Source organism: Nocardia brasiliensis (assembly GCF_042691675.1).
In the GTDB taxonomy this organism is placed as follows: domain Bacteria; phylum Actinomycetota; class Actinomycetes; order Mycobacteriales; family Mycobacteriaceae; genus Nocardia; species Nocardia brasiliensis_D.
In genome coordinates, this window is record NZ_CP170507.1 from 2,393,793 (window position 1) to 2,415,881 (window position 22,089).

Annotated in this window: 25 protein-coding genes and 1 other RNA gene; 16 read left to right on the forward strand and 10 right to left on the reverse strand. The window is 68.2% G+C overall.

Annotated elements, in window-relative coordinates; genetic code table 11:
- Nucleotides 1–27 precede the first annotated feature (27 nt).
- Together cobC and ACFK0J_RS11205 are read left to right on the forward strand one after the other, a co-directional pair.
- The gene (gene cobC, locus ACFK0J_RS11200) at nucleotides 28–1,065 is read left to right on the forward strand and encodes an Rv2231c family pyridoxal phosphate-dependent protein CobC (RefSeq protein WP_378739113.1); all 1,038 of its coding nucleotides are present in this window, start codon (nucleotides 28–30) and stop codon (nucleotides 1,063–1,065) included.
- 32 nt (nucleotides 1,066–1,097) lie between these two features.
- On the forward strand, nucleotides 1,098–2,219 hold the full coding sequence (locus ACFK0J_RS11205; RefSeq protein WP_378739115.1) for a Nif3-like dinuclear metal center hexameric protein: 1,122 nt from the start codon (nucleotides 1,098–1,100) through the stop codon (nucleotides 2,217–2,219).
- A gap of 108 nt (nucleotides 2,220–2,327) precedes the next feature.
- Here the strand turns inward: ACFK0J_RS11205 and ACFK0J_RS11210 are convergent, their stop codons facing one another.
- Nucleotides 2,328–2,600: a hypothetical protein gene (locus tag ACFK0J_RS11210; RefSeq protein WP_378739118.1), complete on the reverse strand. Its 273-nt coding sequence runs from the start codon at nucleotides 2,598–2,600 to the stop codon at nucleotides 2,328–2,330.
- A gap of 166 nt (nucleotides 2,601–2,766) precedes the next feature.
- Between ACFK0J_RS11210 and ACFK0J_RS11215 the strand changes: the two genes are divergently transcribed.
- The 4 genes from ACFK0J_RS11215 (at nucleotide 2,767) to ACFK0J_RS11230 (ending at nucleotide 6,708) form a co-directional block, all read left to right on the forward strand.
- Nucleotides 2,767–3,408, forward strand: coding sequence for a hypothetical protein (locus ACFK0J_RS11215; RefSeq protein WP_378739121.1), 642 nt, complete (start codon nucleotides 2,767–2,769; stop codon nucleotides 3,406–3,408).
- Between the two features lie 108 nt (nucleotides 3,409–3,516).
- Entirely contained in the window at nucleotides 3,517–4,254 is a 738-nt protein-coding gene (locus tag ACFK0J_RS11220; protein WP_378742759.1) for a zinc ribbon domain-containing protein, read from the forward strand.
- 43 nt (nucleotides 4,255–4,297) lie between these two features.
- The gene (locus ACFK0J_RS11225) at nucleotides 4,298–5,443 is read left to right on the forward strand and encodes a bifunctional RNase H/acid phosphatase (protein WP_378739124.1); all 1,146 of its coding nucleotides are present in this window, start codon (nucleotides 4,298–4,300) and stop codon (nucleotides 5,441–5,443) included.
- 560 nt (nucleotides 5,444–6,003) lie between these two features.
- Nucleotides 6,004–6,708 carry a S1 family peptidase gene (locus ACFK0J_RS11230; protein WP_378739126.1) on the forward strand — a complete coding sequence of 235 codons (705 nt, stop codon included), beginning with the start codon at nucleotides 6,004–6,006 and terminating at the stop codon, nucleotides 6,706–6,708.
- 20 nt (nucleotides 6,709–6,728) lie between these two features.
- On the opposite strand, the gene ACFK0J_RS11235 is transcribed toward ACFK0J_RS11230, so the two are convergent.
- Nucleotides 6,729–7,553, reverse strand: coding sequence for a helix-turn-helix domain-containing protein (locus tag ACFK0J_RS11235; protein ID WP_378739128.1), 825 nt, complete (start codon nucleotides 7,551–7,553; stop codon nucleotides 6,729–6,731).
- A 132-nt stretch (nucleotides 7,554–7,685) separates the two neighbouring features.
- Here ACFK0J_RS11235 and ACFK0J_RS11240 point away from each other — a divergent pair, with 132 nt between their 5' ends.
- The 4 genes from ACFK0J_RS11240 (at nucleotide 7,686) to ACFK0J_RS11255 (ending at nucleotide 11,020) form a co-directional block, all read left to right on the forward strand.
- Nucleotides 7,686–8,096, forward strand: coding sequence for a hypothetical protein (locus ACFK0J_RS11240; protein ID WP_378739130.1), 411 nt, complete (start codon nucleotides 7,686–7,688; stop codon nucleotides 8,094–8,096).
- Nucleotides 8,097–8,264: 168 nt separating this feature from the next.
- Complete coding sequence (locus ACFK0J_RS11245) at nucleotides 8,265–8,753, forward strand: GNAT family N-acetyltransferase (RefSeq protein ID WP_378739132.1); 489 nt, start codon at nucleotides 8,265–8,267, stop codon at nucleotides 8,751–8,753.
- 60 nt (nucleotides 8,754–8,813) lie between these two features.
- Nucleotides 8,814–9,848, forward strand: a complete 1,035-nt coding sequence (locus tag ACFK0J_RS11250; RefSeq protein WP_378739134.1) for a YihY/virulence factor BrkB family protein — start codon at nucleotides 8,814–8,816, stop codon at nucleotides 9,846–9,848.
- A 35-nt stretch (nucleotides 9,849–9,883) separates the two neighbouring features.
- A complete protein-coding gene (locus ACFK0J_RS11255; RefSeq protein WP_378739136.1) occupies nucleotides 9,884–11,020 on the forward strand; it encodes a hypothetical protein in 1,137 nt (378 codons plus the stop codon).
- Nucleotides 11,021–11,030: 10 nt separating this feature from the next.
- Here ACFK0J_RS11255 and ACFK0J_RS11260 read toward each other — a convergent pair whose 3' ends face one another.
- Both ACFK0J_RS11260 and ACFK0J_RS11265 read right to left on the reverse strand, forming a co-directional pair.
- Nucleotides 11,031–11,588, reverse strand: a complete 558-nt coding sequence (locus ACFK0J_RS11260; RefSeq protein ID WP_378739138.1) for an NUDIX hydrolase — start codon at nucleotides 11,586–11,588, stop codon at nucleotides 11,031–11,033.
- Nucleotides 11,589–11,758: 170 nt separating this feature from the next.
- The gene (locus ACFK0J_RS11265; RefSeq protein WP_378739140.1) at nucleotides 11,759–12,457 is read right to left on the reverse strand and encodes a hypothetical protein; all 699 of its coding nucleotides are present in this window, start codon (nucleotides 12,455–12,457) and stop codon (nucleotides 11,759–11,761) included.
- A gap of 16 nt (nucleotides 12,458–12,473) precedes the next feature.
- Here ACFK0J_RS11265 and ACFK0J_RS11270 point away from each other — a divergent pair, with 16 nt between their 5' ends.
- Nucleotides 12,474–13,130, forward strand: a complete 657-nt coding sequence (locus ACFK0J_RS11270) for a TetR/AcrR family transcriptional regulator (RefSeq protein ID WP_378739142.1) — start codon at nucleotides 12,474–12,476, stop codon at nucleotides 13,128–13,130.
- 24 nt (nucleotides 13,131–13,154) lie between these two features.
- On the opposite strand, the gene ACFK0J_RS11275 is transcribed toward ACFK0J_RS11270, so the two are convergent.
- A complete protein-coding gene (locus tag ACFK0J_RS11275; RefSeq protein ID WP_378739144.1) occupies nucleotides 13,155–14,042 on the reverse strand; it encodes an alpha/beta hydrolase in 888 nt (295 codons plus the stop codon).
- Nucleotides 14,043–14,118: 76 nt separating this feature from the next.
- Here ACFK0J_RS11275 and rnpB point away from each other — a divergent pair.
- Together rnpB and ACFK0J_RS11285 are read left to right on the forward strand one after the other, a co-directional pair.
- Nucleotides 14,119–14,532: RNase P RNA component class A (gene rnpB / locus ACFK0J_RS11280), an RNA gene on the forward strand.
- A gap of 219 nt (nucleotides 14,533–14,751) precedes the next feature.
- Nucleotides 14,752–15,183 carry a hypothetical protein gene (locus ACFK0J_RS11285; protein WP_378739145.1) on the forward strand — a complete coding sequence of 144 codons (432 nt, stop codon included), beginning with the start codon at nucleotides 14,752–14,754 and terminating at the stop codon, nucleotides 15,181–15,183.
- Between the two features lie 8 nt (nucleotides 15,184–15,191).
- Here the strand turns inward: ACFK0J_RS11285 and ACFK0J_RS11290 are convergent, their stop codons facing one another.
- Nucleotides 15,192–15,728, reverse strand: a complete 537-nt coding sequence (locus ACFK0J_RS11290) for a hypothetical protein (RefSeq protein WP_378739147.1) — start codon at nucleotides 15,726–15,728, stop codon at nucleotides 15,192–15,194.
- 188 nt (nucleotides 15,729–15,916) lie between these two features.
- Between ACFK0J_RS11290 and ACFK0J_RS11295 the strand changes: the two genes are divergently transcribed.
- A complete protein-coding gene (locus ACFK0J_RS11295) occupies nucleotides 15,917–16,867 on the forward strand; it encodes a slipin family protein (protein WP_378739149.1) in 951 nt (316 codons plus the stop codon).
- A gap of 192 nt (nucleotides 16,868–17,059) precedes the next feature.
- Here ACFK0J_RS11295 and ACFK0J_RS11300 read toward each other — a convergent pair whose 3' ends face one another.
- On the reverse strand, nucleotides 17,060–17,440 hold the full coding sequence (locus ACFK0J_RS11300; protein ID WP_378739151.1) for a hypothetical protein: 381 nt from the start codon (nucleotides 17,438–17,440) through the stop codon (nucleotides 17,060–17,062).
- Nucleotides 17,441–17,869: 429 nt separating this feature from the next.
- Between ACFK0J_RS11300 and ACFK0J_RS11305 the strand changes: the two genes are divergently transcribed.
- A complete protein-coding gene (locus tag ACFK0J_RS11305; RefSeq protein ID WP_218475672.1) occupies nucleotides 17,870–18,199 on the forward strand; it encodes a hypothetical protein in 330 nt (109 codons plus the stop codon).
- Nucleotides 18,200–18,215: 16 nt separating this feature from the next.
- Nucleotides 18,216–19,649 carry an RNB domain-containing ribonuclease gene (locus tag ACFK0J_RS11310; RefSeq protein ID WP_378739153.1) on the forward strand — a complete coding sequence of 478 codons (1,434 nt, stop codon included), beginning with the start codon at nucleotides 18,216–18,218 and terminating at the stop codon, nucleotides 19,647–19,649.
- 71 nt (nucleotides 19,650–19,720) lie between these two features.
- Here ACFK0J_RS11310 and ACFK0J_RS11315 read toward each other — a convergent pair whose 3' ends face one another.
- From ACFK0J_RS11315 to ACFK0J_RS11325, 3 genes are read right to left on the reverse strand one after another with little or no spacing between them, the layout of a single operon-like run.
- Nucleotides 19,721–20,602, reverse strand: a complete 882-nt coding sequence (locus tag ACFK0J_RS11315) for a CHAD domain-containing protein (protein ID WP_378739154.1) — start codon at nucleotides 20,600–20,602, stop codon at nucleotides 19,721–19,723.
- A 2-nt stretch (nucleotides 20,603–20,604) separates the two neighbouring features.
- Complete coding sequence (pip, locus tag ACFK0J_RS11320; RefSeq protein ID WP_378739156.1) at nucleotides 20,605–21,582, reverse strand: prolyl aminopeptidase; 978 nt, start codon at nucleotides 21,580–21,582, stop codon at nucleotides 20,605–20,607.
- A complete protein-coding gene (locus ACFK0J_RS11325) occupies nucleotides 21,582–22,034 on the reverse strand; it encodes a hypothetical protein (RefSeq protein ID WP_378739158.1) in 453 nt (150 codons plus the stop codon). The genes pip and ACFK0J_RS11325 overlap by 1 nt, the downstream gene beginning before the upstream one ends.
- Nucleotides 22,035–22,089 lie beyond the last annotated feature (55 nt).

Consider the following 22,089-nt stretch of genomic DNA (forward strand, 5'->3'; position numbering starts at 1 on the left):
CGGGACCGCCACGTAGGGTGTGATCTCGTGCCCGAGGACCGCGTCGATCGCGCCGAACTGCGCCACCACGGCGACGTGGACGCGCGCCCGGGCATGCTCGACTTCGCGGTGAACGTGCAGGGCAGCGCGCCGCCGGACTGGTTGCGGCAGCGGCTGGCGGCCCGGCTGGACGGGCTCGGCCGGTATCCGAGCGCCGAGGAAGCGGACGCGGCCCGCCGTGCCGTCGCGGCCCGGCACGGCCGCCGCCCGGACGAGGTGCTGCTGCTGGCCGGGGCGGCCGAGGGTTTCGCCATGCTGCCCAGACTCACACCACGCCTGGCTGCCGTGCTCCACCCGTCGTTCACCGAGCCGGAACTGGCTTTGCGGGAGGCCGATGCCGCGGTGACGCGAGTGCTGCTCGAACCGCCCTACACACTCGACCCGGCCGCCGTTCCCGCCGACGCCGACCTCGTTGTGCTCGGCAACCCGACCAACCCCACCTCCGTCCTGCACCCGGCCGAAGCGATCCACGCGCTGCGCCGACCGGGCCGGATCATCGTGGTGGACGAGGCCTTCGCCGACGCGGTGCCGGGCGAACCCGAGTCGCTCGCCGGATCCACCGCACCCGACCTGCTGGTCCTGCGCAGCCTCACCAAGACCTGGGCCCTCGCCGGGCTCCGCTGCGGCTACTTCCTCGGCGACCCCGAACTCCTGTCCCGCTTGAACCGCGGCCGGGCGCACTGGCCACTCGGCACCCTGCAGTTGGAGGCGATCACCGCCACCGCCGAGCCCGCCGCGGTCGCGGCGGAACAGCGGCGCGCCCACGACATCGCCACCGAACGCGCCGCGATGATCGCCCGGCTCACCGAACTCGGCGTGCACGTGCACACTCCGGCCGAGGCGCCGTTCCTCCTGCTCCGTGTCCCCGACGGTGAGCTACTTCGGAAACATTTGGCGGACAAGGGCATTGCCGTCCGCCGCGCCGATACCTTCCCTGGCCTCGGGCCGAACCATCTGCGCGTCGCGGTGCGCGGCGCCGCCGAGGTGGATCAACTGATCGATGGAATCCGGACGGTGGGCCTGTAGTGATGGAGCACAGAATCAGAGGAGGGTGAACGATGACCACGCTGGCAGATCTCATCGAAGTGCTCGACGCGGCCTACCCGCCCCAGCTGGCCGAGTCGTGGGACTCGGTCGGGCTGGTCGCCGGTGATCCGGCCGACGAGGTGACCAGGGTGCTGTTCGCGGTTGACGCGACGGCGGGCGTCGTCGACGAGGCGATCGACTGGCGGGCACAGGCTTTGGTCGTGCACCACCCGCTGCTGTTGCGCGGCGTCGACACCGTCGCGGCCGACACTCCCAAAGGTGCACTGCTGCATCGCCTCATCCGTTCCGGCTGTGCCTTGTTCACCGCGCACACCAACGCGGACTCCGCCGACCCCGGCGTCTCCGACGCGCTGGCGGCGGCGCTCGGCCTCACCGTCACCGGCCCGCTCGATGCGAAACCCGAAGCTCCGGTGGACAACTGGGTGGTTCAGGTGCCGCGTTCGCACACCGAGGCGGTGCTGGCGGCCTTGTTCGCCGCCGGCGCGGGCGGCAGCGGCGACTATCGCGACTGCGCGCTCCGCGTGCCCGCGGTGGGGCAGTTCCGGCCGATGTCGCAAGCTGATCCATCGGTCGGCGTGCTCGGCGAACTCCAGCATGTCGATGAGGAACGGGTCGAGGTGATCGCCCCACCTGGCGCGCGCGCCGCCATCCTGTCCGCCCTGCGTGCCGCTCACCCCTACGAGGACCCGGCCTACCACATCACCGAACGGGCCCTGCTGCCCTCGGCCGTCGGCATCGGCCGCGTCGGCACCTTGGCGGCGCCGGAGTCGTTGCGCGCGTTCACCGATCGCGTGGCCGCCGCCTTACCGCCGACCGCATGGGGTGTCCGCGCGGCAGGCGACCCGGACCGCACCATCTACACGGTCGCCGTCTGCGGCGGTGCGGGCGATTCCTACCTGAACGCGGTGGCCCGCCGCGGCGTCGACGCCTACGTCACCGCGGATCTGCGTCATCATCCGGTCGACGAGCATCTCCGCAAGGGAGGTCCAGCCCTGGTCGACGCCGCTCACTGGGCGACCGAATTCCCTTGGTGCGCGCAGGCGGAACGGGTTGTCCGGGCCGGGCTGCCCGAGTTGGCGACACGAGTTTCGACGTTGCGTACCGACCCGTGGACCGTCAGCGCGCCGAGTTGATTCGGCCGGTCAGCGCGCCGGGCTGATTCGGCCGGTCACCGCGCTCAGCTGATTCGCTCAGCGTGTTCAGTCTGTCAGCGCGCCCGGCCGACGTAGTAGTCACGGCGGCTACGCCGGCCACTGCTTATCGCCGCCCGCGGCCGCGGGCTGCTGCCAGCCCGGCATGTTCTCGGCCTGTGCCCGCCCCAGCAGCTCGGCGACCTGCTGCGCAGGGATGCCCGACTCGGTACCGCACCACGTGCACTGCAGGGAATGCTTGGTGCTCAACGGAATCAGCGGTACGAAGAACAGCGTGAATTTGGTGACCATTTTGTGCAGAACATGGGCCGCCGGATTGCCGCAATTCCGGCACACCAACGTGAGCACGGCGAGCCGCTGCACATCTCGACGCCAACCAAAGATCAACACGGAATACCCCCGGAAAATCGAACTCTAATGCCCTAAACCTTACCGCCGCTGCGGCGTGTCTCGGCGTGTCTGCCGGATTGGTTTGTGCGCTGGGCGGTTTCCCACGAGTCGACCGGCGTTCCGGGGGTACAACTACCGCATGAATTTCCCGGTGAACTTCGGCTTCGTCCAGATCGGGTTGATCCTGCTCATCGTGGTCGGGCTCGCGCTGCTCATCTCCGGACTGGTGCTGGCGCGCCGGGTCGGGATACGGGCGCTGATCCTGCGCGGCGGCAGCGGGCTGGTGCTGGTGCTGGCCGCGGTGCTGCTGCTGTGGGTGGCGACGCTGATGCAGACCTACCTCGGGTTGACCGGCGAAATCAAGGCGGCGCACGTGGTGGCCAAGCAGGTGGAGGGCCAGGAGCATCTGCTCGATATCGACCTCACCCTCTACGGCGACGACCAGCAGGATGAGCAGCGGCTGAAGTACCAGGTCGAGGGTGACACGTGGGTGCTGCAGGCCGGGATCGTCGAGCTGGAACCGTGGGTGAACGCGCTCGGCTTCCACTCCGGGTACAAGATCAGCCGGTTGTACGGCCAGCGCCTGGACGGCGTCGCCACCACCCAGAACCAGATTTTCCTCAACGGCGGCGACCGGGACTTCTTCGAAGATATGCGGACGGGCCGCTGGTGGACGGAGCCGTTCGTGCGCTCCGCCTATGGCAATGCGGTGATCGCCGTCCCCGGTGAATACGACGTCTTCGTCTCCCGGGACGCCATCAAGACCCGCGCGCCGGCCTAGCGGTCCCGGTCCGGCCGCACCGATTGGTGCGGCATCGGTCAGCGCGGGCAGGCAGGCGGGGTACGGTTGAACACCGACCCGTCCATAGCGTCCAGGAGTTTGTCCGCGTTGAATGTCGAACCACCGATCCAGGCCAAGCTGCTCCAGCTGGCCGCTGTCGACGCCGAGCTGAATCGGATCGCGCACCGCCGCACCGTGCTGCCCGAACAGCAGGAGGTGGCCCGGCTGGAGGCCGAGCGCAACGCGCACAAGGATGCCGCCGTCGCCGTACAGATCATGCTCGACGACCTCGACCGCGACATCCGCAAGCTGGAAGGCGAAGTCGACGCCGTCCGCAAGCGCGAGGAACGCGACAAGAGCATGCTGACCGCCGGAACGGTGAACGCCAAACAGCTTTCGGAGATCCAGCACGAACTGGGCAGCCTGGAACGCAGGCGCTCGGTGCTGGAGGACGAACTGCTCGAGGTGATGGAGCGCCGCGAAGCCTCCGCCGACGACTACCAGCACGCGGGCGCCCGGCTGGACAAGACCGAGCAGGAACTGGCCGACGCGCAAACCCAGCGGGACGAGGCCCTTGCCGATCTCGAGGTGGCACAGGGTCGTTGCGACGCCGACCGGGCCAAGCTGATCTCGCTCTTCCCCGCCGACCTGATGGCGATCTACGACCGGCAGACCGCCCAGCACGGTGTCGGTGCGGCGCTGTTGCAGGCCCGTCGCTGTGGCGCGTGCCGGATCGAACTGGACCGCGGCGAGATCGCCCGGATCGCGAAGACCGCGCCGGACGTGGTCGTGCGGTGCCCGGAGTGTGGCGCGATCCTCGTGCGCACCAAGGAATCGGGGCTGTGAGCTCGGCGGTGTGGGTGACCACGCGCGCGCGGCGGAGGCCGCGGTGAGCGACAGCGAGGTGATCGTCGAGGCCGACGGTGGTTCGCGGGGCAATCCCGGCCCGGCGGGTTACGGCGCCGTCGTCTACTCCGCCGATCATGTGCGGGTCCTCGCCGAACGCCGTGAATTCATCGGCATCGCCACCAACAATGTCGCCGAATACCGTGGCCTCATCGCCGGTTTGGAGGCGGCCGCCGAACTCGGCGCCCGCATCGTCGCGGTGCGGATGGATTCCAAGCTGGTCGTCGAGCAGATGTCCGGTCGCTGGAAGATCAAGCACGCGGCCATGGTTCCGCTCGCCGACCGGGCCCGCAGGTTGGTCGCCGGTTTCGAACAGGTGAGCTTCACCTGGATTCCGCGGGCCGAGAATTCGCATGCCGACCAACTGGCCAACGCGGCCATGGACGACGCCACCCTCGTCGACGACGTACGTTCCGCCCGCGAGCCCGAAACACCGTCGGCCACAACGATTCCGGAGGACCCGGTCGTCTCCGCGGTCGCCGCTCAGCCCGCTCCCGGCTGGACCGGTGCCACCGGCCGCCCGACCCGGCTGCTGCTCTTGCGCCACGGTCAGACCGAACTGTCTGTGCAACGCCGCTATTCGGGCCGCGGCAATCCGCCACTGACCGAGCTCGGCCGGGAACAGGCCGCGCGCGCCGCGAAAATGCTTGCCGCCAAAGGCGACATCACCGCTGTGCTGTCCTCGCCGCTGAGCCGAGCCCGCGACACCGCCGAGGCCGCCGCCACCGCGCTGGACGCACCGCTCACCGTGCTGGACGGCCTCATCGAGACCGACTTCGGTGACTGGGAGGGCTTGACCTTCGTCGAGGCGGCGCAGCGCGATCCGGAATTGCACGCCCGCTGGCTCGGCGATCCCTCGTTGCCCGCCCCGGGTGGGGAGAGCTTCGACGCGGTGCGCGAGCGGGTGGACGCGGTCCGTCGTGACCTGGTCGGGCTGTATCCCGGTGCGAACCTGGTGCTGGTCAGCCATGTGACGCCGATTAAGACGTTGTTGCAGCTCGCGCTCGGTGTGGGGCCGTCCCTGCTGTACCGGTTGCATCTGGATCTGGCGTCGCTGTCGATCGCGGAGTTCTATCCCGACGGCGGGTCGTCCGTTCGTCTGGTGAACGACACGTCGTACTTGTCGTAGCGGCGAATCGCTTCTGCTCCAACCTATTTCGTTAGACGTGTACCGAACGTTGCACCCTGGCAACGCTATTCGTCATGTCATCCGTTGGTGGCCGTGCGGTCCGTGGCGGCGATTCGACCTCACATGTTCATCTACCCGTCGCCGGATGCTCGACAACGGTCATCTGGGTTCTGCGAACATCTGCCGAGGATGAGGAAGTTGTGGTGTGGTCGGCCGCCTGGCAGTTTCCGCGCGAATTCGCGGTACGACCGCCGGGCGGCGTATAACAGTTGAGTCTCGTCGGCCGGACACCTCGGCCGTGACTGGGTTGGGTGAGGGTGAAAGTCAGTTCGGGTGAACCGTTTTCAGAGCCGCTCTCGCGTGATGTGGCATGGGTCTCACTCGTGGCCCCATTGTGGCGCGGCGCACAGGCGTGTTGCGTAACCGAACCCTCCCCGTCAATGCTGAGTTAGCTAGAAGGTAACCAGGGTAGTCGCAGATTCTGTCGGTGGCGGTTCCCTCCCCGGTCCGGGCGAGCACGGTAGCAGTCGGGTGGCTCGCTTTTTCGAATAAGGAGAGAAGTGGCAACGAAATTCAGCACGGTGGCGGTCGCTACGGCCGCCATCGCGACGGCCGTCATCGGCGGCGCGGGCACCGCGTCGGCGGCGCCGAGTGCGGTACTCGGCGGCAGCTCGGGCATCGTCTTCGACAACAATGCTGCGTGCTCGCTGACCGCGATCGGCCACGACAGCGCGGGCAGGCTCGTCGGCATCACCGCGGGCCACTGCGCGCCCACCGGCGCCAGGATGATCGCCGAACGTACGCCGGAGGCCGGGGTGGTCGGCGTTGTCGCGTTCTCCGACGACGGTAAGGGTTTGGACTACGCAGTACTGGAGCTCGATCCGGAGCGGGTCACGCCGGTGCGCAGCGTCGGCCCGACCACCATCGCCGGATTCGGCGCCGCGCCCGGCCCTGGCGCTACCGTGTGCGCGAGCGGGCGCACCAGCGGTAGCGACTGCGGCGTTGTATGGGGCGAGCTGGACGGCACCAGCATCAACCAATACTGCTCGAAGCCAGGCGATTCCGGCGGTCCGGTCGTGGTCGGCGATCAGCTGGTCGGGATGAATCAGGGCAGGCTCACCGGCATCGGCCCGATCGGGTTCGACGTGCCGTGCACCACGGCCGCCAATCCGCTGCACTCGCCCGCCTTCTTCCAGCCGATCGCGGTGATCCTCGCCGCCATCAACGCCCAAGGTGGCGTCGGCGCGGGCTTCCAGCCCATCTGAGACGAAATCGCCTCGCGGCGTCAGGAATTCGCCGCGGCCGCCAGCTCGCGCAGCGCGGCCGCGGTGAATTCGTCCAGCGGATAGAACAATTCGATGGCCAGCTCGGACAGGGTGACATCGGCGGGTGCGCCGAAGGTGGCCATCGTGCTGAACATCGACATCTCGCCCATCGGCGTGCGGATCCGGATCGGCACCTCGAACGGGCTCGGCGGGCCCGCACCGACTTTCGGCTCGTCCGGCGGATCCGGCAGCCGGGGATAACGGCTCACCTCGTCGTACAGCGCCGTCAGCCGCGGGTCACCACTCGCGCCGACCTGCCGGGCGAGGCGCTCCTGGAACAACTCGCGGACCTGGCTCAGGTTGGCCAGCCGGGGGGCCAACCCGTCCGGATGCAGTACCAGGCGATACACATTCGGCTGCGGTAGCAGCACATGCTCCGGAATGCCGTGCATCAGCACGCCCATCGCGGCATTGCCGGTGACCACATTCCACAGCCGGTCGACGACGACCGCCGGATACGGTTCGTGCGCGGTCAGCATGGTGCGCAGCGCGGTTCGCACCGAGGTCAGGCCGGCGTCGTCCAAACTGCTCTCCCGGTAGGCAGGTGCGTAGTCGGCGGCGAGCAGCAGGGTGTTGCGCTCGCGCAATGGTACGTCCAGCGCCTCGCACAGCCGCAGCACCATCGTCCGGCTCGGTTTGGCGCGGCCGGTCTCCACATAGGACAGATGCCGGGCCGAGGTATCGGCCGACAAGGCCAGGTCGAGCTGGCTGAGCCTGCGCCGCTGCCGCCACTCGCGCAGCAGCAGGCCGACTCGCGACCGAGTTTCCAGCTGAGGTTGTGCCACCTGACCAGGCTAATCATCGGCCGTGCGGTGCCGCCATGACCTCGGAGGTTATTGAGAGGCCCACCTCACGCCGAGCAAGGTGGGGTCTCGGGAGCCGATCGGCTCCGCCGAATCGACCCACCGGAGTTGGACATGAACACCTTCCTGGCCACCGAACCGACCTACCGCCCAGACTTGCTTTGCACCGCCCTGCGCGTGGACGGGTGGAGCACCGGCGCCTTCGGGATCGTCATGCTGGCCGGGGCGGTACCTCTGCGTGATCCGCTCGGCCTGCCGACGGCCTGGTCGATCCGGTTCGGGGTCGCGATGCTCGGTGGTGCACTCGCGCTCCTGCTCATCGCGGGAATGCCCGAGATCCCGTTCCGTCATGCGTGCGCCGTCGTCGCGGTGAACGCGCTGTCGGCGGTGGGGATGGCGGCGCTCGCGTTGTCCGGCCTGATCGAGCTGACCGGTCTCGGCGTCGCGTTCCTGTTCATCGGCGCGACGGTGGTCGCGGTCTTCGCCGCAATCGAGTTCACCGGCTTGCGCCGAGCGGGCTACTGATCGAGGCGGCTGCGGATAGCTCACGCTGGCAACGGCTTTCGTCGTAACTGGTGGGACGGCAAACGATACTCGGGCGAAGCGGGCCGCGGTGAGCATCCGATTGAGGCCGAGTCGCCGAGCGACAAAAGAGTTTGCGCAGGTTGCGGCGCGGATGAGTAGATATCTCGGGTGAGCATATCGACGATCGACGTCCGGCTGTTGCGTCCCGACGAGTGGGACGTCTTCCGGCGGGTGCGGATGCGAGCGCTGGCCGATACGCCGCAGTTCTTCGGGTCGACGCTGGCGGAAGCGCGGGCCCGCACCGAGCAGGACTGGCGGACGACGCTACAGAACCGCGCGCAGTTCCTGGCCACCACCGACGGTGCCGAGCTGGGCACCGTCGGCGGGTTGCTCGATCTCGAACGTGGTGGTGTGCACCTGATTTCGATGTGGGTGGCGCCGGAGGCACGCGGTACCGGGGTGTCCGATCTGCTCGTACGAGCGGTCATCGACTGGGCCGCGGCGGGTGGACACACGGTGATTCGACTGGAGGTCGCGGACGGCAACACGGTGGCCGAACGGCTGTATCTCCGCAATGGATTCGTGCGGACCGGGGTGAGTGGGCCGGTGCGGCCGGGCGATCCGCGACTGGAATGCGAGATGGTGCACAACCTTTAGCGCGCCGCGTTTGCCTGCTCGTCCGCCGGGTATTCGCCCGTCGATCGGGAGGTGACGGGGATGCCGGAGCAGGCGATGGCGCGGCACGGACACCGTTTGGTGGACTGGTCTCGTGGGCCGTCGGTGCTCCGCTGGCGGTCGTGGTGGGGAGTGTTACGGCGGACCGTATCGGAATTCCTGGACGACAACGTCACGGATTGGGCTGCGGCGCTGACGTATTACAGCGTGCTGTCGATCTTTCCCGGCCTCATCGTGCTCACCGCCATTCTGGGTGCGCTCGGCCCGTCCGCGACACAGTCGCTGATCGACACCATTCAGGAGATCGGACCGGGCAGTGGTACCGCGTTGCTCGTCGACGCACTCGAGCAGCTACAGGGATCGCGGCAAATAGCGGGGCCATTGGCCCTGATCGGTCTCGGTACCGCGCTGTGGACTGCTTCCGGATATATCGGGGCCTTTATGCGGGCATCCAACGCGATCTATGACATCGAAGAGGGGCGGCCGATCTGGAAGACCGTTCCGGTGCGCATCGCATTGACCGCGACGATGGTGGTGTTGATCGCGTTGTGCGCCATCGGTGTCGTGGCCACGGGCACGATCGCCGAACGCCTCGGCCGGTGGCTCGGCGTCGGGTCGGCCGGGGTGCTGGTGTGGGATATCGCGAAATGGCCGGTGCTCGCGGTGCTGGTCAGTTTGGCGTTCGCGCTGCTGTACTGGGCCGCGCCGAACGCGCAGCAGCCGGGCTTCCGGTGGTTGAGCCCGGGCAGCGTGCTCGCTGTGGTTCTGTGGATCGCCGCATCGGCCGGGTTCGCGGTGTATGTCGCCAATTTCGGCTCCTACAACAAGGTTTACGGCTCGCTGGGCGGTGTCGCCGTCTTCCTGGTGTGGCTGTGGCTGTCCAATGTCGCGGTGCTGCTCGGCGCGGAATTCGACGCCGAACTCGCCCGCGGCCGCCGCATCGAACAAGGACTGCCGCCGGGCGAGGAACCATTCCTGCCGCCGCGCGATACGCGCGCCATGTCGGATGAGGAAGCCGAAAAACACGCCGCCGCCGAAAAGCGCGGTGCCACTGAGAAAAAGGGCGAAGCAACATAGTCAGCTGCCGATTCCGCAGCAGACAGGAGGCAATCATGAGCCCAGCAAAACCCCCGGAACACGAGACGGACAAGTTCCACGAAGTAACCGAGGCCGCCCGCGAAAAAGCGACCGAAGCCGAACAAGGCGCCGCGGCGAAGGCCGCGGAACTGCGTCGAACGGCGGAACGGAAGGCCGCCGAAGTCGCGCGGAAGGCAGCAGAGAAAGCCGCTGAGGAAACCCGCCGAAACGAGGCCGCTGCTGCCGAAGCACGGCGGAAGGCCGAGGAAAAGAAGGCGGCGGCAAAGGAAAAGGCCGCCGAGGCGATCCGGCGCGCCGCCGAACGGAGCGACGCGGCGACGGCGCAGGCACCCGTTGTCGGTGCGGGCGTCGAATCAGCTGTACCGGGAAAGGGCGCTGAGTCAGCTGCGCCGGGAAAGGGCGCTGAATCAGCTGCGCCGGGAAAGGGTGCTGAGTCAGCTGCGCCGGGTGCTGAGTCAGCTGCGCCGGACAAGGGTGGTGAGCCAGTGGTACCGGAGACGGGTGTCGAGTCGGCGGTGCCCGACAAGGGTGTCGAGTCTGCTGTGCCGGGCACGGGTGTCGAGTCAGCTGCGCCGACCAAGGGTGCTGAGCCAGTGGTACCGGACTCGGGCGCTGAGTCGGCGGTGCCTGACAACAGTGCCAAGTCAGCGACGCCGGACAAGGGTGCTGAGTCGGCGGTACCCGTCGAGTCGGCGGTGCCTGACGAGAGTGTCGAGTCAGCGGTACCCGAGACGGGCGCTGAGTCGGCGATACCCGTCGAGTCGGCGGTGCCCGACAAGAGTGCCGAGTCTGCTGTGCGGGGCACGGGTGTCGAGTCAGCTGCGCCGACCAAGGGTGCTGAGCCAGTGGTACCGGAGACGGGTGTCGAGTCGGCGGTGCCCGACAACAGTGTCGAGTCAGCGATGCCGGACAAGGGTGCCGAGTCGGCGGTACCCGATGCGGGCGCTGAGTCGGCGGTACCCGTCGAGTCGGCGGTGCCCGACAAGGGTGTCGAGTCGGCGGTGCCCGAAAAGAGTGCCGAGTCGGCTGTCTCGGACCTTGTGGCCGACGAGAGCCGTCCACTGGACGCCGCGCGCCGACAACCGGGCGCCCTTGCCGCGCTCGCCGCGCTGGTCGTGTTCGTCCTGTGGCGGGTATTGCGCCGCCGCTGAGCGGGCCCGGTCAGCCGAGGGCGGATTCCAGTTTGCCGAGGAAACGGCCGAAGTGGGGATCGGACTCGGGGATCGCGAATCTATCGATGTCCCACCAGCGTTCGGTGCTGAACTCGCGGGGGTCGAGGGTGTAGCGGCGCGAACGGGTGCCTCGGATGAGGTACCAGAGGCTGACGTCCTCGTGGCTGTCCGTGCCGACCGTGGTGGTGATCGTGAGGAACAGCGGATCGGTGCCGGTCACCGTGAAATCGGCGCGGATGCCGATCTCCTCGGTGGCCTCGCGCCGCGCCGCCTCGAGCGGATGCTCGCCGGGGTCGACATGCCCGCCGGTCGGCAGCCACAGTCCGGCGAGGCGATGGCGGCCGAGCAGCACCGCCCGCGCCTCCGGATCGACGAGCACGGCGTAACAAACCAGATGCCGGGGTGGTGTCGCGGGTTCGACGCGGCGGAACACATCGTCGGTCGACGCCAGCCACGCCAAGGTCTCCTCGATGTGCTCCCGCTCGAGCCCATCGAAAGGTGCGATCCCACCCACGATCTCGGCGACAACAGCACTCGCAGCTTCCATAGCCGCGCACTGTATCGCCGCCCACCGACAAGATCCGCCCGTCGATCTCTCCCGCTCGCACCGGCCCGCGACCACCGGTCGAGCCCACACCCACTGTGGCAGCCGCACACCCGGTGAACTGGGTGTGCGGCTGCCACAAAGGGTGTTCAGAACATCCCGCGGGGCGCGGGTCAGGCGGGGATGGGTGCGTGTCGGAGGCGGAGGAGGGTGAGGCCGTAGGTGACGAGCCAGACCACCCACAGCAGCCAGCTGACGAGGCTGAGCAGAGCGAGCGGTCCCGCATGGTCGATGATCGGCGGGGTGAGGAGCGCGGAGATGAACAGGCCGGTGGCCGAGGTCAAGCCGAGGATGGCGTGCCAGCGGCGGACCAGGCCGGTGTGCAGGCCGCCGAGGGACAGGCCGAGCAGCGCGGTGGCCAGGAAGGTGCCGTTGAGGGCGAACAGGGCGTTGTGAAAGGCCCACAGTCCGGCGGTGGCCGTTGCGGTGTGATCGGTGGTGGCGCTGAGGGCGAGGCGGATCGCGACGATGCCCGCGAAGGTGGCGTTCTGCAGAAGCAGCCCGGCGAAGCCGAGCAGTGACCAGGCCGAGCCCGCGGCGCGTTCGCGCGGCCAGAGGACGGCGACAGCGGCGGCGCCGAAAACGGTCGCGCACACCCAGGCGATGGGCGTGAGAGCCATAGCGAATTCGGCGAGTCCGGCTTTCGTGGTGAAGAACGTATTGACCTCGTCGATGTCGGCACCCACCGCGGGCATGCCCGCCGGTTCGATGATGAGGTTGGCGCCGACGATGACGAGGGCGAAGCCTAGGGCGGCGAACCCGCCGATGCGCGAGAAGGGCCAGGCGCCTGCGCGCTCTGTTGTAGCTGTCATATATTGAATATAAGCAGTGAAAAGTGAAAGGGGAACCCCGTTGACCGAGGAGCCGACCCGGCGCCGTTACGACTCGTTGCGTCGCATCGCCCAGGCGCAGCAGACGAGCGCGGAAATCGCCCGCGCCGCCCGCACTTTGTTCGTGTCCAAGGGCTGGGCCGCCACGACAGTGCGCGACGTGGCCCGCGAAGCCGGTGTCTCGGTACCGACGGTCTACGCGGCCTATGGCAACAAGACCGGGCTGATCACGGCGTTGGCCGACGCCGCGGATCTGTCCGCGGACTTGCCGCGCTTGCTCGCCGACCTGGAGACAACGGTCGATCCGGGGCGGCAGTTGGCGGCGATGGCGGGATACGACCGCAGGTTGTTCGAGCGCGCAGGCGACGTGATCATGCTGCTGCGCGAGGCGGGGCGCACGGAATCCGAACTGGCGCAGGCCTATCGCGCCGCCCGCGCCCGCGCCGACGACGCGCACCGGCAGGTGCTGGCCGGGTGGCCGCCCGCCACATTGCGGCGCGACCTGGATGTGGCGACCGCCCTCGACATCTACGCGGCGATCTGCAACATCGACGTCTATACCGAACTCACCGTCGAGCGCGGCTGGTCGCCGGAGCGGGTCGAAACTTGGTGGGGGAGTGTGCTCGTTCGCGAGCTGCTCGGCGAATCACGGTGAACGGCTTCGCTGACACAGCCCTGCTCAGGGTCGTAGCACCGAGACCAGGAACTCGGTCTGGTCGTAGACGGCCTTCTCGAACACGTCGTCGAAGTAGATGTCGAAATGCCCAGCGGGGTAACGCTTCACGACCGCGTGCTTGGTGCGTTCGGCCGCCCGCAGCGCGGATTTGATCGGCGTGATCGAGTCGTTGTCACACAACGCGTACAGCACCGGCATCTTCAACGCCTTGGCCCGCTTGCCCGGCGAATCGAACAGCGCCGAAAAGGCAATGCGGGCAGCGACTTTCGGCTTGTAGTGTTCGCTCTCCTCGGCCAGCCTGCCGTTGCCCTCGGGCACGTCGGCCGCGCTCATCAGCGCCGCCGACCGTTTGCGCCCCGCCAGTCGGATGCCGACGTGCTTACGCCGGATCGGGCCGATCAGCAGATCGGTGGCGGCGATGGCGGTGACCTTGGTCATGCTGATCGGGCCCTTCGCCAACGCGCACGCCAGCCCGCTGGTGAACGGAACCTGCGCGACCACCGCGGCCAGATACGCGTCGTCGGGTGCCACCGAAAGCACGTGGCCGCCGCTGAACGAGGTGCCCCACAAGGCGATCCGGGTCGCGTCGATACCGCGGATGGTGCGCGCGAAGGCAATGGCGGAATGCCAGTCCTCGCGCTGGCGGCCGATGCGGATCACCTGTCGTGGCTCGCCTTGGCTGGCGCCGAAATGCCGGTAGTCGAATACCAGGACCGCCATGCCCGCGGCGGCGAAGCGCCGCGCGTACCGGTCGAGTCCCATCTCTCGATTCGCCCCCAGGCCGTGTCCCATGACCACGAGCGGGCGGGGCTTCGGCGCGCCGTCCGGGCGGTAGAGCCAGGCGGCGCACTGCTCGCTTCCGGAGGGGAAGCCGACCTCCACACGTTCCATGGCACCCAACCGTACTGCGTTGGCGGGGCCCGCACCCTGGCGGCGTGCGCGGTGACCAGTACTCTGGTACGGCGGACGAGTTGGCCGGGCGACCGCGGCATCGGGAACGGGCACGGTTGTGTCACTGCCCGGCGCCGAGGAAAGTCCGGACTCCACAGAGCAGGGCGGTTGCTAACGGCAACCCGGGGTGACCCGCGGGACAGTGCCACAGAAAACAGACCGCCCATGGCCTTCGGGTCGTGTGGTGAGGGTGAAACGGTGCGGTAAGAGCGCACCAGCGCCCCGGGTGACCGGGGCGGCTAGGTAAACCCCGCCCGGAGCAAGGTCGAAGGTCGCACCGTTCGCGGTGCGGCTGCGCAGGCGTTCGAGGGTTGCTCGCCCGAGCCTGCGGGTGGACCGCTCGAGGCACCCGGTGACGGTGTGTCCAGATGGATGGTCGCCCCCCGGTGCGAACCGGGGACAGGATCCGGCTTACAGGCCAACTCGTCCGCCCTTGGGTCGGCTCCTGCCGTCGGCGCGGTGGGTTGCGCCGGGTTGTCGCCGTGGCGAACTCGGCGTTAACGGTTGAGATCCACTCTGCGGTCAGCTGTTCGGGCCGACCGGGACGCGCGGCATGCCAGTACATTGTCGGTCGAGGTTTTGTGCGGTGTGTCCGATTGGGAGTGGCCGCAGGATCGACTGCTAGGAGATCGTCATCAACGTTCACCCCATGCTGCGCCGCGCGGGTGTATTCGCTTCCGCGACAGCACTGGTCGCCTTGACCGGTACCGGCCTCGCCGGGGCCGCGCCCACGTTCAGCACCGCCCCGAAGACCACCGTCGACATCAACGGCGCCAAACTGAACGGCGCCACCGATGTGGATGTTTCGGTGACCTACAACTGCGAACCGGTCGACAAAGCCGTGACGCTCGAGGTATTCGTGCGCGGCACCGGCGAAGCGGAGCAGATGCTCGGCGCCAAGACCGCGGCTACCTGCGATTCGAAACGCCATGAGGTCGTCCTCACCGCCACGAAGATCCCCGAGTCCGCGCCCTTCACGCCCAGCACCGGGCAGAACGTGCGGGTCTTCGCGTCCCTGGTAGGCGAAGGCCACGAAAGCATCGAGGGCGGAACGGCCGTCCGAAGGCTGACCATCGAATAGCGACGGGCTCAGTCCTGAAGGTGCTCGGGCGGAGTGATCGGGTCACCGTCCGGATCGATGGGAACCCATTGCCGAAGATCGTTGTCCCATCCCAGAATCCGGCCCCGCAGGGCCGGATCGGCGGGATTCAGATCGAGTAGGGCCAACCGCGCCTCGTCAGGCAGGTCGGCGGTCACCAGGATGGCCGCGCCGCGCCCGTCCTCGGTCTCGAGCACCGCGGCGATGTCGGGGGTTCGGCTACCCGGTCGACGGCGCCGCAGCCAGCGTCGGCGCAGCTTTCCCGGCGCGTCCATTACGCCGTCGGCGGTGCGTTCGGCCAGTCTTTCCAGGAACGCCTTCCCGTAGACCGCGGCCAGCGGAGCCAGTGCGGTGAACGCCGACCAATCCAGAATGTAGTCGGGTATGCCGCCCGGGCTGGGGATCCCAGTCGGCGTGGGCCCGGCCGACGGCCTTGGAGGTACGGGTCCAGGCGGAACCGAAGCTGCTCCCGGCGCAGGCACGAAGGGCGCGCCAGCTGATTTCGCGTCCGATTCCGACTGATCCACGGTGAGTCCTTCCCCCGATTACATTGGTACAGAACACGATCGTACGGCTCCGGCCCGGTGGGCATCCGCGTTTGTCTGCCTGTCGGGAGCGCTCGCGCGGTGCCATGATGGAGGTAGCCGCGGGGCCTGAGCGCCCGGGCGCCCGCCCGGTGTCGCATACGGGCGCGATTCGGGTAGCGGGGCCTGGCATGGACATTCTCGTTGTTCTCGGCGGCATCATCGGTGCGGGCTCGGTGGCCGTCGGGGTGCTGACGGCCAAGAGTGCGCGGGTGGTCGCGCAATTCGAGAAGGGGCTGGTATTCCGGTTCGGCAGGGTGGTCGGGACGCGAGAACCCGGGCTGCGCTTCCTGATTCCGTTCGTCGACAAGATGCGCAAGGTGTCGATGCAGATCGTCACCATGCCGGTCCCGGCGCAGGATGGCATCACCCGCGACAACGTGACGGTGCGGGTGGACGCCGTCGTCTACTTCCGGGTGTTCGACCCGGTGCCCGCGGTGGTGGAGGTGCAGAACTATCTGTTCGCCGTCGGGCAGGTCGCGCAGACATCGTTGCGTTCGATCATCGGCAAGAGCGATCTGGACAGCTTGCTCGGCAACCGGGAAGAGCTGAACAAGGGGCTGGAGATCATGATCGACAGCCCGGCCCTCGGCTGGGGCATCCACATCGATCGGGTGGAGATCAAGGATGTGTCGATACCGGATTCGCTGAAGCGCTCGATGTCGCGGCAGGCCGAGGCGGAACGGGAACGCCGGGCCCGCGTCATCTCGGCCGAGGGCGAGTTGCAGGCCTCCGAAATGCTGGCACAGGCGGGCGCGCAGATGTCGGAGTCGCCTGCCGCGCTGCAATTGCGGTTGTTGGAGACTGTCGTTCAGGTTGCCGCGGAGAAGAATTCGACCTTGGTACTGCCGTTCCCGGTGGAGTTGCTGCGCTTCCTCGAACGCAGCACGCAGCCGGCACCGGGCAGTACCCAGACGCAGAGCGGCACCCAGCCAGCACAGGGCACGAAGCCAGCGGAACAGGCGGCGGTACCGGAACCGGCGACCGAAGAACCGGCGGCGATACCCGCAACGCCAGAGCGGCGCCAACTCGATCCGCCGGACGACTCGCCGAGCGCGAAGGGAAACAGCACCCGCGAGTGACCCGACCGGCGTATACCGATACGGGTACGGCCGACGCGTTTTTCAACGGCGCCGTACGACCCGCATCGGCACAACGTAAGGACCGAGCGATGTCCGTGCTCATCCCCGTCATCGCCATCATCAGCATGATCGCGATCGGCTATCTGCTGAAATACCTGCCCGGCTACCTGCCGTGGTTGAAGGAGCGTTAGCTCAGCACATCATCTTGGCCATCTGGTAGACGGCCTTCGCCTCCTCGGGCGACGCCTCGACCTTGCCGGACGCCCGCTTGACGATGCTGGTGACGATCTCGTCCTCGGACTTGCCCCCCTTGAGCTCCTTGCAGCTGTCGCTGAGGATGGTGGCGATCTTCGTGTCGTCCTTGCCGTCGGCCAGTTTCGGGAACGCGCCGCGGAAGCTGACGACGAACGCACCGGCCTTCACATTGTCGACGACTTGCGCGTCGCCGCTCGACTGCGCCGCGGGAGCCGAGGAAGCGGGGGCGGCACTGGAGGCTTTGTCGTCCCCGCAGCCGGTGAGGAGCAGGGCACAGAGGGTGGCGCTGGCCGCGAGAGCGGCGGTAGTTCTGATCACGGAGCGGGATGCTAGCTGCCCAGGACCAAAGTCGCCTCCCGTCAGGTTAACGGGAGGCGACAGGTTGTGGCCGAAGACTTGTGGGTCAGACCGGCGCGATGACGAAGATCTGGGCCCAGTGGGCTGCCTGGTCCGCACCGATCAGCGGCATCAGGTAGTCGAACAGAATCGTTGACATAGCTGTGGAACTCCCAATTGTCGACGTACGGGACATTTCGGAATGTGCGGGCGAAATGTGAGACCCGCTACGGCGGGCAACGTTAGCAGCCACGTCGCGGGCATGCCGGTTCGGTGAACTCGCCGGGCCGATCCGCAGGTAACTAGCCGGACCGTGATCGACGTCATAAAGTAGTGCGCGTTGGCAAGGCCCGTTGCTGGGCGCGACGAGCCCTTCACACTTCGAATGCGGGAAAGCAGGTCTCAACTCATATGCGGATTGTTCGCTCACTGGTCGCCGGCGCGTTGATCGCCGGGGCTGCTTCGGTTTTCGCCATGATGGGTGCCGGTTCCGCCGGTGCCGTAGCGGTGACGCCGCTGCCGGGTGGGGTTCAGGTCGACCTCAGCCCCGCTGATACGGCCTGGGTCGCCCAGAACCATTTCGGACAGACCATCGGCCGCCTGCCCCATCCGTCGGCTCCGTCGTTCGGTCAGGCGCTGGACGCGGCGGCGACCGTGTCGTCGTCGGTCGGCGGACGTGTCACCTTCACCGTGTACGGTCCGCTGGACTCGTTGAACGGCACCATGCTGGCGCTGCAGTAGGTCTGGCACCGACAGCGTGGAATTGCATCAACGGATCGTCTCGGCGCCGGTAGATTTCGGCGCCATCCGTTCCGAGTTCGGCCTGGCCTCGGCGTATCCCGCCGAGGCCACCGCGGAAGCCCGCGACGCGTCCGACGCGTTCGCGGGCGACCGGGCCGATCGCACCGACATCCCGTTCGTGACGATCGACCCGCCGGGGGCCATGGATCTGGACCAGGCCCTGCATCTCGAACGCACCGGCACCGGCTTTCTCCTGCACTACGCCATCGCCGATGTCGGTGCCGTGATCGATCCCGACGGCGCGCTGGCCAAGGAGTCGAGCGCTCGCGGGCAAACCTTCTACCTGCCCGACGGCACCGTGCCGCTGCATCCGCCGGTGCTCTCGGAAGGCACCGCGAGCCTGCTGCCCGAGCAGCAGCGGCCCGCCGCGCTGTGGACCATCGAACTCGACGAAAACGCTGAACCCCAACACTTTTCGGTGCAGCGGGCACTGGTCCGGTCGCGGGCCAGGCTCGACTACGCCGGCGTGCAGGCCGATGCCGACGCCGACCGGCTACACCCCTCGATCGCGGCCCTGCCGGAATTCGGCACGCGGCGCATCGAAGCCGGGTTGGTGCGTGGCGCGATCGGGCTGCGGTTGCCTGCGCAAGCCATCGTCCGGTCCGGTAATTCGGATGGTCATTGGCGCCTGATCGTCGAACCACGCACTGCGGCGGACGACTGGAACGAGCAGGTTTCACTACTGACCGGGATGTGCGCGGCGCGCATCATGATCGACGCGGGCGCGCCCGCGCTGCTGCGCACCATGCCGCCGCCCGCCGAATCGGCGATCGCGTCCATGCGCCGCACCGCGGCGGCGTTGGGTGTGCGGTGGCCGGAGGAGCAGTCGGTCGGGCAGATGCTGGCCGGGCTGGATCCGAACACACCCGCCGCGCTCGTCCTGATGTCGGAGGCAACGAGCCTGTTGCGTGGCGCGTCCTACACCGTGCTGGACGGGGACACCGCGGCGGTCACCCCGGAAAGCTTGCAGCACAGCGCGATCCGCGCACCGTACGCCCACGTCACCGCGCCGCTGCGCAGGCTGACCGACCGGTTCACCACCGAGATCTGTCTGGCCCGCTGCGCCGGAACCGAAGTGCCGCAATGGGTTACCGACGGATTGGCCGCCACCGCCGACACCATGCGGCGCAGTGACGCGATCGCGGGCAAGGTGGAACGGGCCTGTATCGACCTCACCGAGTCGACCCTGCTCGCGGAACGGGCGGGCAGCGAGTTCGACGCGGTGGTGGTGCGCGAAGCCAACAGCAACCGCCCCGCGGAGATCTTCGTCGCCGACCCACCGGTCCTCGGCCCCTGCGCGGGCGAACCACCGGAAGGCGCGACCGTCCGGGTCCGCCTGGTCTCCGCCGACCCGGCCACCCGCAAGATCGCCTTCGCCTATCCGGTGTAAGCCGCCACCCCCGGCGCACACCCAGTACACGGGGGTGTGTGGCCCCGGAAAGGGTGTGCACCGGGGGTGGATCAGTCGGCGGTTACGGCCGCGGCGGCCTCGGCGTAGCGGGTGAGTGCCTTGCGGGCGGCCGCGTCTTCGGCACCGGCCAGTACTCGGTAGAGCGCGGTTTCCTCGCCCGCGGCGCCCGCGTCCGCGGCGGTGCCGTAGATAGCGTGTTGGGACTCGACGGCGTCGCGATGATCGCCCAGGACGGTTTGTAAGCGTTTCGCCCGGCTGCCGCGTTCGCTGGCGTCTTCGCCGAGGACCGGTTCGGCGGCTTCACATGAGTACCGTAATCGTTTGGCGCTCTTGCGGATATCGTGCAGCAGCTCCACCCGGTCGGCCGGGGTCACGGTGGTTTCCCGCTGGATGAGCTCTTCGACGCGTTCGCGGTCGCGTTCCAGTACTACGCCGAAGAAGTCCGCCGCGGGGACCTTGGCACGCGAGGAGCGCAGGGGTGGATCGGTGCGCCACTGGGTGAGTTCGTCACGCAGCTCGTGGTAGCGCCTGCTGTCCACCGCCAGCAGTACGTCGGCGTGGGCGGCGGAGTACCGGTCGTGTTCGGCGGTGACCAGCCGGGCGGTCACCGCTTTGATTTCCTCGGCCGAATGATCCGACTGCTCGCCGTGTTCGGCGAGCAGCGCCTCGAAACGTTCGGCGCGCACCTCGGCATCGCGGGCGACGCCGAGGACACCGGCCAGCCACTTGAGCTCATCGCCCATCGCCTTGGCCCGCGCGCGGTCGAACAGCCCGCGATAGGACCGCAGCACGCTGCGCAGCCTGCGCGTCGCCACCCGCATCTGATGCACCGAATCGGGTTCGTCGGCGCGCACCTCGGGTTCGGCGGCCAGCAGCCGGTCCACATTGTCGCGCAGTGCCTCGACAATCGCCTCGCCCGCTGTGGCCGTCATGGTTAACCCGCCTTCGCGAATCGGTCGGTGGCTTCGACCAGATGATGGGTGATGCCCGGTTCGTTGGCCGCATGCCCGGCGTCGTCCACGATGTGCAATTCCGAGCCCGGCAGCGCTTTGTGCAGATCCCAGGCGCTCACCGCGGGGCAGACGATGTCGTGGCGGCCCTGCACGATCACCGTCGGGATGTGCGAGATGGCGCCGATGTCGCGCAGCAGCTGGCCTTCATCGAGGAAGCCGCCGTTGCGGAAGTAATGGTTCTCGATCCGCGCGAACGCGAGCGCGAACCGTGGCTCGGCGGTCTCGGCGACCCGATCCGGTTGCGGCAGCAGCGTACTGGTCGCCCCCTCCCAGGTGGACCAGGCGACGGCGGCCGCGAGCGCGACCTCCTCGTCGGGGGAGTGCAACAGCCGGTGATAGACCTCTACCAGATCCTCACCACGCTCGGCTTCCGGCACCGGCGCGAGGAATTTCTCCCACTCGTCGGGGTACACGCAGCCCGCGGGGCCGTTGTAGAACCAGTCGATTTCCTTGCGGCGCAACAGAAAAATGCCGCGTAGCACCAGCTCGGTCACCCGGTCCGGATGCGTCTCGGCGTAGGCGAGCGCGAGGGTGGAACCCCACGAGCCGCCGAACACCTGCCAGCGGTCGACGCCGAGATGCGTACGCAGCGCCTCGATGTCGGCGATCAGGTGCTGGGTGGTGTTGGTCGCCAGGCTCGCGCCCTCGGCCAAATGCGGGGTGGAACGTCCGCAGCCGCGCTGATCGAGCAACACGATCCGGTAGGCCGCCGGGTCGAAGAACTGCCGGTGGTACGGCGAGGTGCCGCCGCCGGGGCCGCCGTGCAGGAACACCACCGGCTTGCCGTCGGGGTTGCCGCTGACCTCCCAGTACACCGACTGGCCGGCACCGACGTCGAGCTGGCCGGTGTCGTAGGGCTCGATCTCGGGGTACAGCGTCCGCCGTGCCGCGTCGCCCATCAGAACGCGAGTCCGGCGGCGAGGTCCGGCAGTTCCAGCGCTTCGATCGCCTGCTTGTGCACGTCGGCACAGCTCTTGGTGGTGAGGCGGTCGACGACCGGCTTGTCGGCCAGCACCGCGCCGTTGATGCCGCCGTTGCGCAGCGCCCACTCGTGCACCAGCGCGTTGAGCCCGATCTTGCCGAGCGTCGGACCCTGCACCCGCCAGTTCGACAGCTCCGGCCTGATCATGTCGCAGAGCTGCGCGGCCGCTGCGTCGGAGATCTCGGGGGTGCCCGGCTTGTTGGTGCCCGCGGTGCCGCCCGGCTTGCTGGTCGCCGGGGCCGACGTCGTCGAGCTCGTGCTCCCGGTCGGAGCCGGGTTCGACTCGCTTCCACATGCGGTCAGTGCTGCGGCGGCGAAAACGCCCGCCAGCAGCAGGGTGCTGCGTGAAATCCAACGGCTGTGCGGCATCGGTACCTCTGCTCGTAACGTCAATGTCCGCATCGAGTCTGCCATTGTTTTGCCG

What these genes read in the sequence shown, in the direction of transcription:
- ACFK0J_RS11325 (WP_378739158.1), bottom strand. Translation starts at nt 22,034, where the DNA reads ATGCCGCACAGCCGTTGGATTTCACGCAGCACCCTGCTGCTGGCGGGC.
- ACFK0J_RS11260 (WP_378739138.1), bottom strand. Translation starts at nt 11,588, where the DNA reads ATGGAAGCTGCGAGTGCTGTTGTCGCCGAGATCGTGGGTGGGATCGCA.
- ACFK0J_RS11215 (WP_378739121.1), top strand. Translation starts at nt 2,767, where the DNA reads ATGAATTTCCCGGTGAACTTCGGCTTCGTCCAGATCGGGTTGATCCTG.
- ACFK0J_RS11250 (WP_378739134.1), top strand. Translation starts at nt 8,814, where the DNA reads ATGCCGGAGCAGGCGATGGCGCGGCACGGACACCGTTTGGTGGACTGG.
- ACFK0J_RS11205 (WP_378739115.1), top strand. Translation starts at nt 1,098, where the DNA reads ATGACCACGCTGGCAGATCTCATCGAAGTGCTCGACGCGGCCTACCCG.
- pip (WP_378739156.1), bottom strand. Translation starts at nt 21,582, where the DNA reads ATGGGCGACGCGGCACGGCGGACGCTGTACCCCGAGATCGAGCCCTAC.
- ACFK0J_RS11255 (WP_378739136.1), top strand. Translation starts at nt 9,884, where the DNA reads ATGAGCCCAGCAAAACCCCCGGAACACGAGACGGACAAGTTCCACGAA.
- ACFK0J_RS11285 (WP_378739145.1), top strand. Translation starts at nt 14,752, where the DNA reads ATGCTGCGCCGCGCGGGTGTATTCGCTTCCGCGACAGCACTGGTCGCC.
- ACFK0J_RS11315 (WP_378739154.1), bottom strand. Translation starts at nt 20,602, where the DNA reads ATGACGGCCACAGCGGGCGAGGCGATTGTCGAGGCACTGCGCGACAAT.
- ACFK0J_RS11265 (WP_378739140.1), bottom strand. Translation starts at nt 12,457, where the DNA reads ATGACAGCTACAACAGAGCGCGCAGGCGCCTGGCCCTTCTCGCGCATC.
- ACFK0J_RS11305 (WP_218475672.1), top strand. Translation starts at nt 17,870, where the DNA reads ATGCGGATTGTTCGCTCACTGGTCGCCGGCGCGTTGATCGCCGGGGCT.
- ACFK0J_RS11275 (WP_378739144.1), bottom strand. Translation starts at nt 14,042, where the DNA reads ATGGAACGTGTGGAGGTCGGCTTCCCCTCCGGAAGCGAGCAGTGCGCC.
- ACFK0J_RS11295 (WP_378739149.1), top strand. Translation starts at nt 15,917, where the DNA reads ATGGACATTCTCGTTGTTCTCGGCGGCATCATCGGTGCGGGCTCGGTG.
- ACFK0J_RS11240 (WP_378739130.1), top strand. Translation starts at nt 7,686, where the DNA reads ATGAACACCTTCCTGGCCACCGAACCGACCTACCGCCCAGACTTGCTT.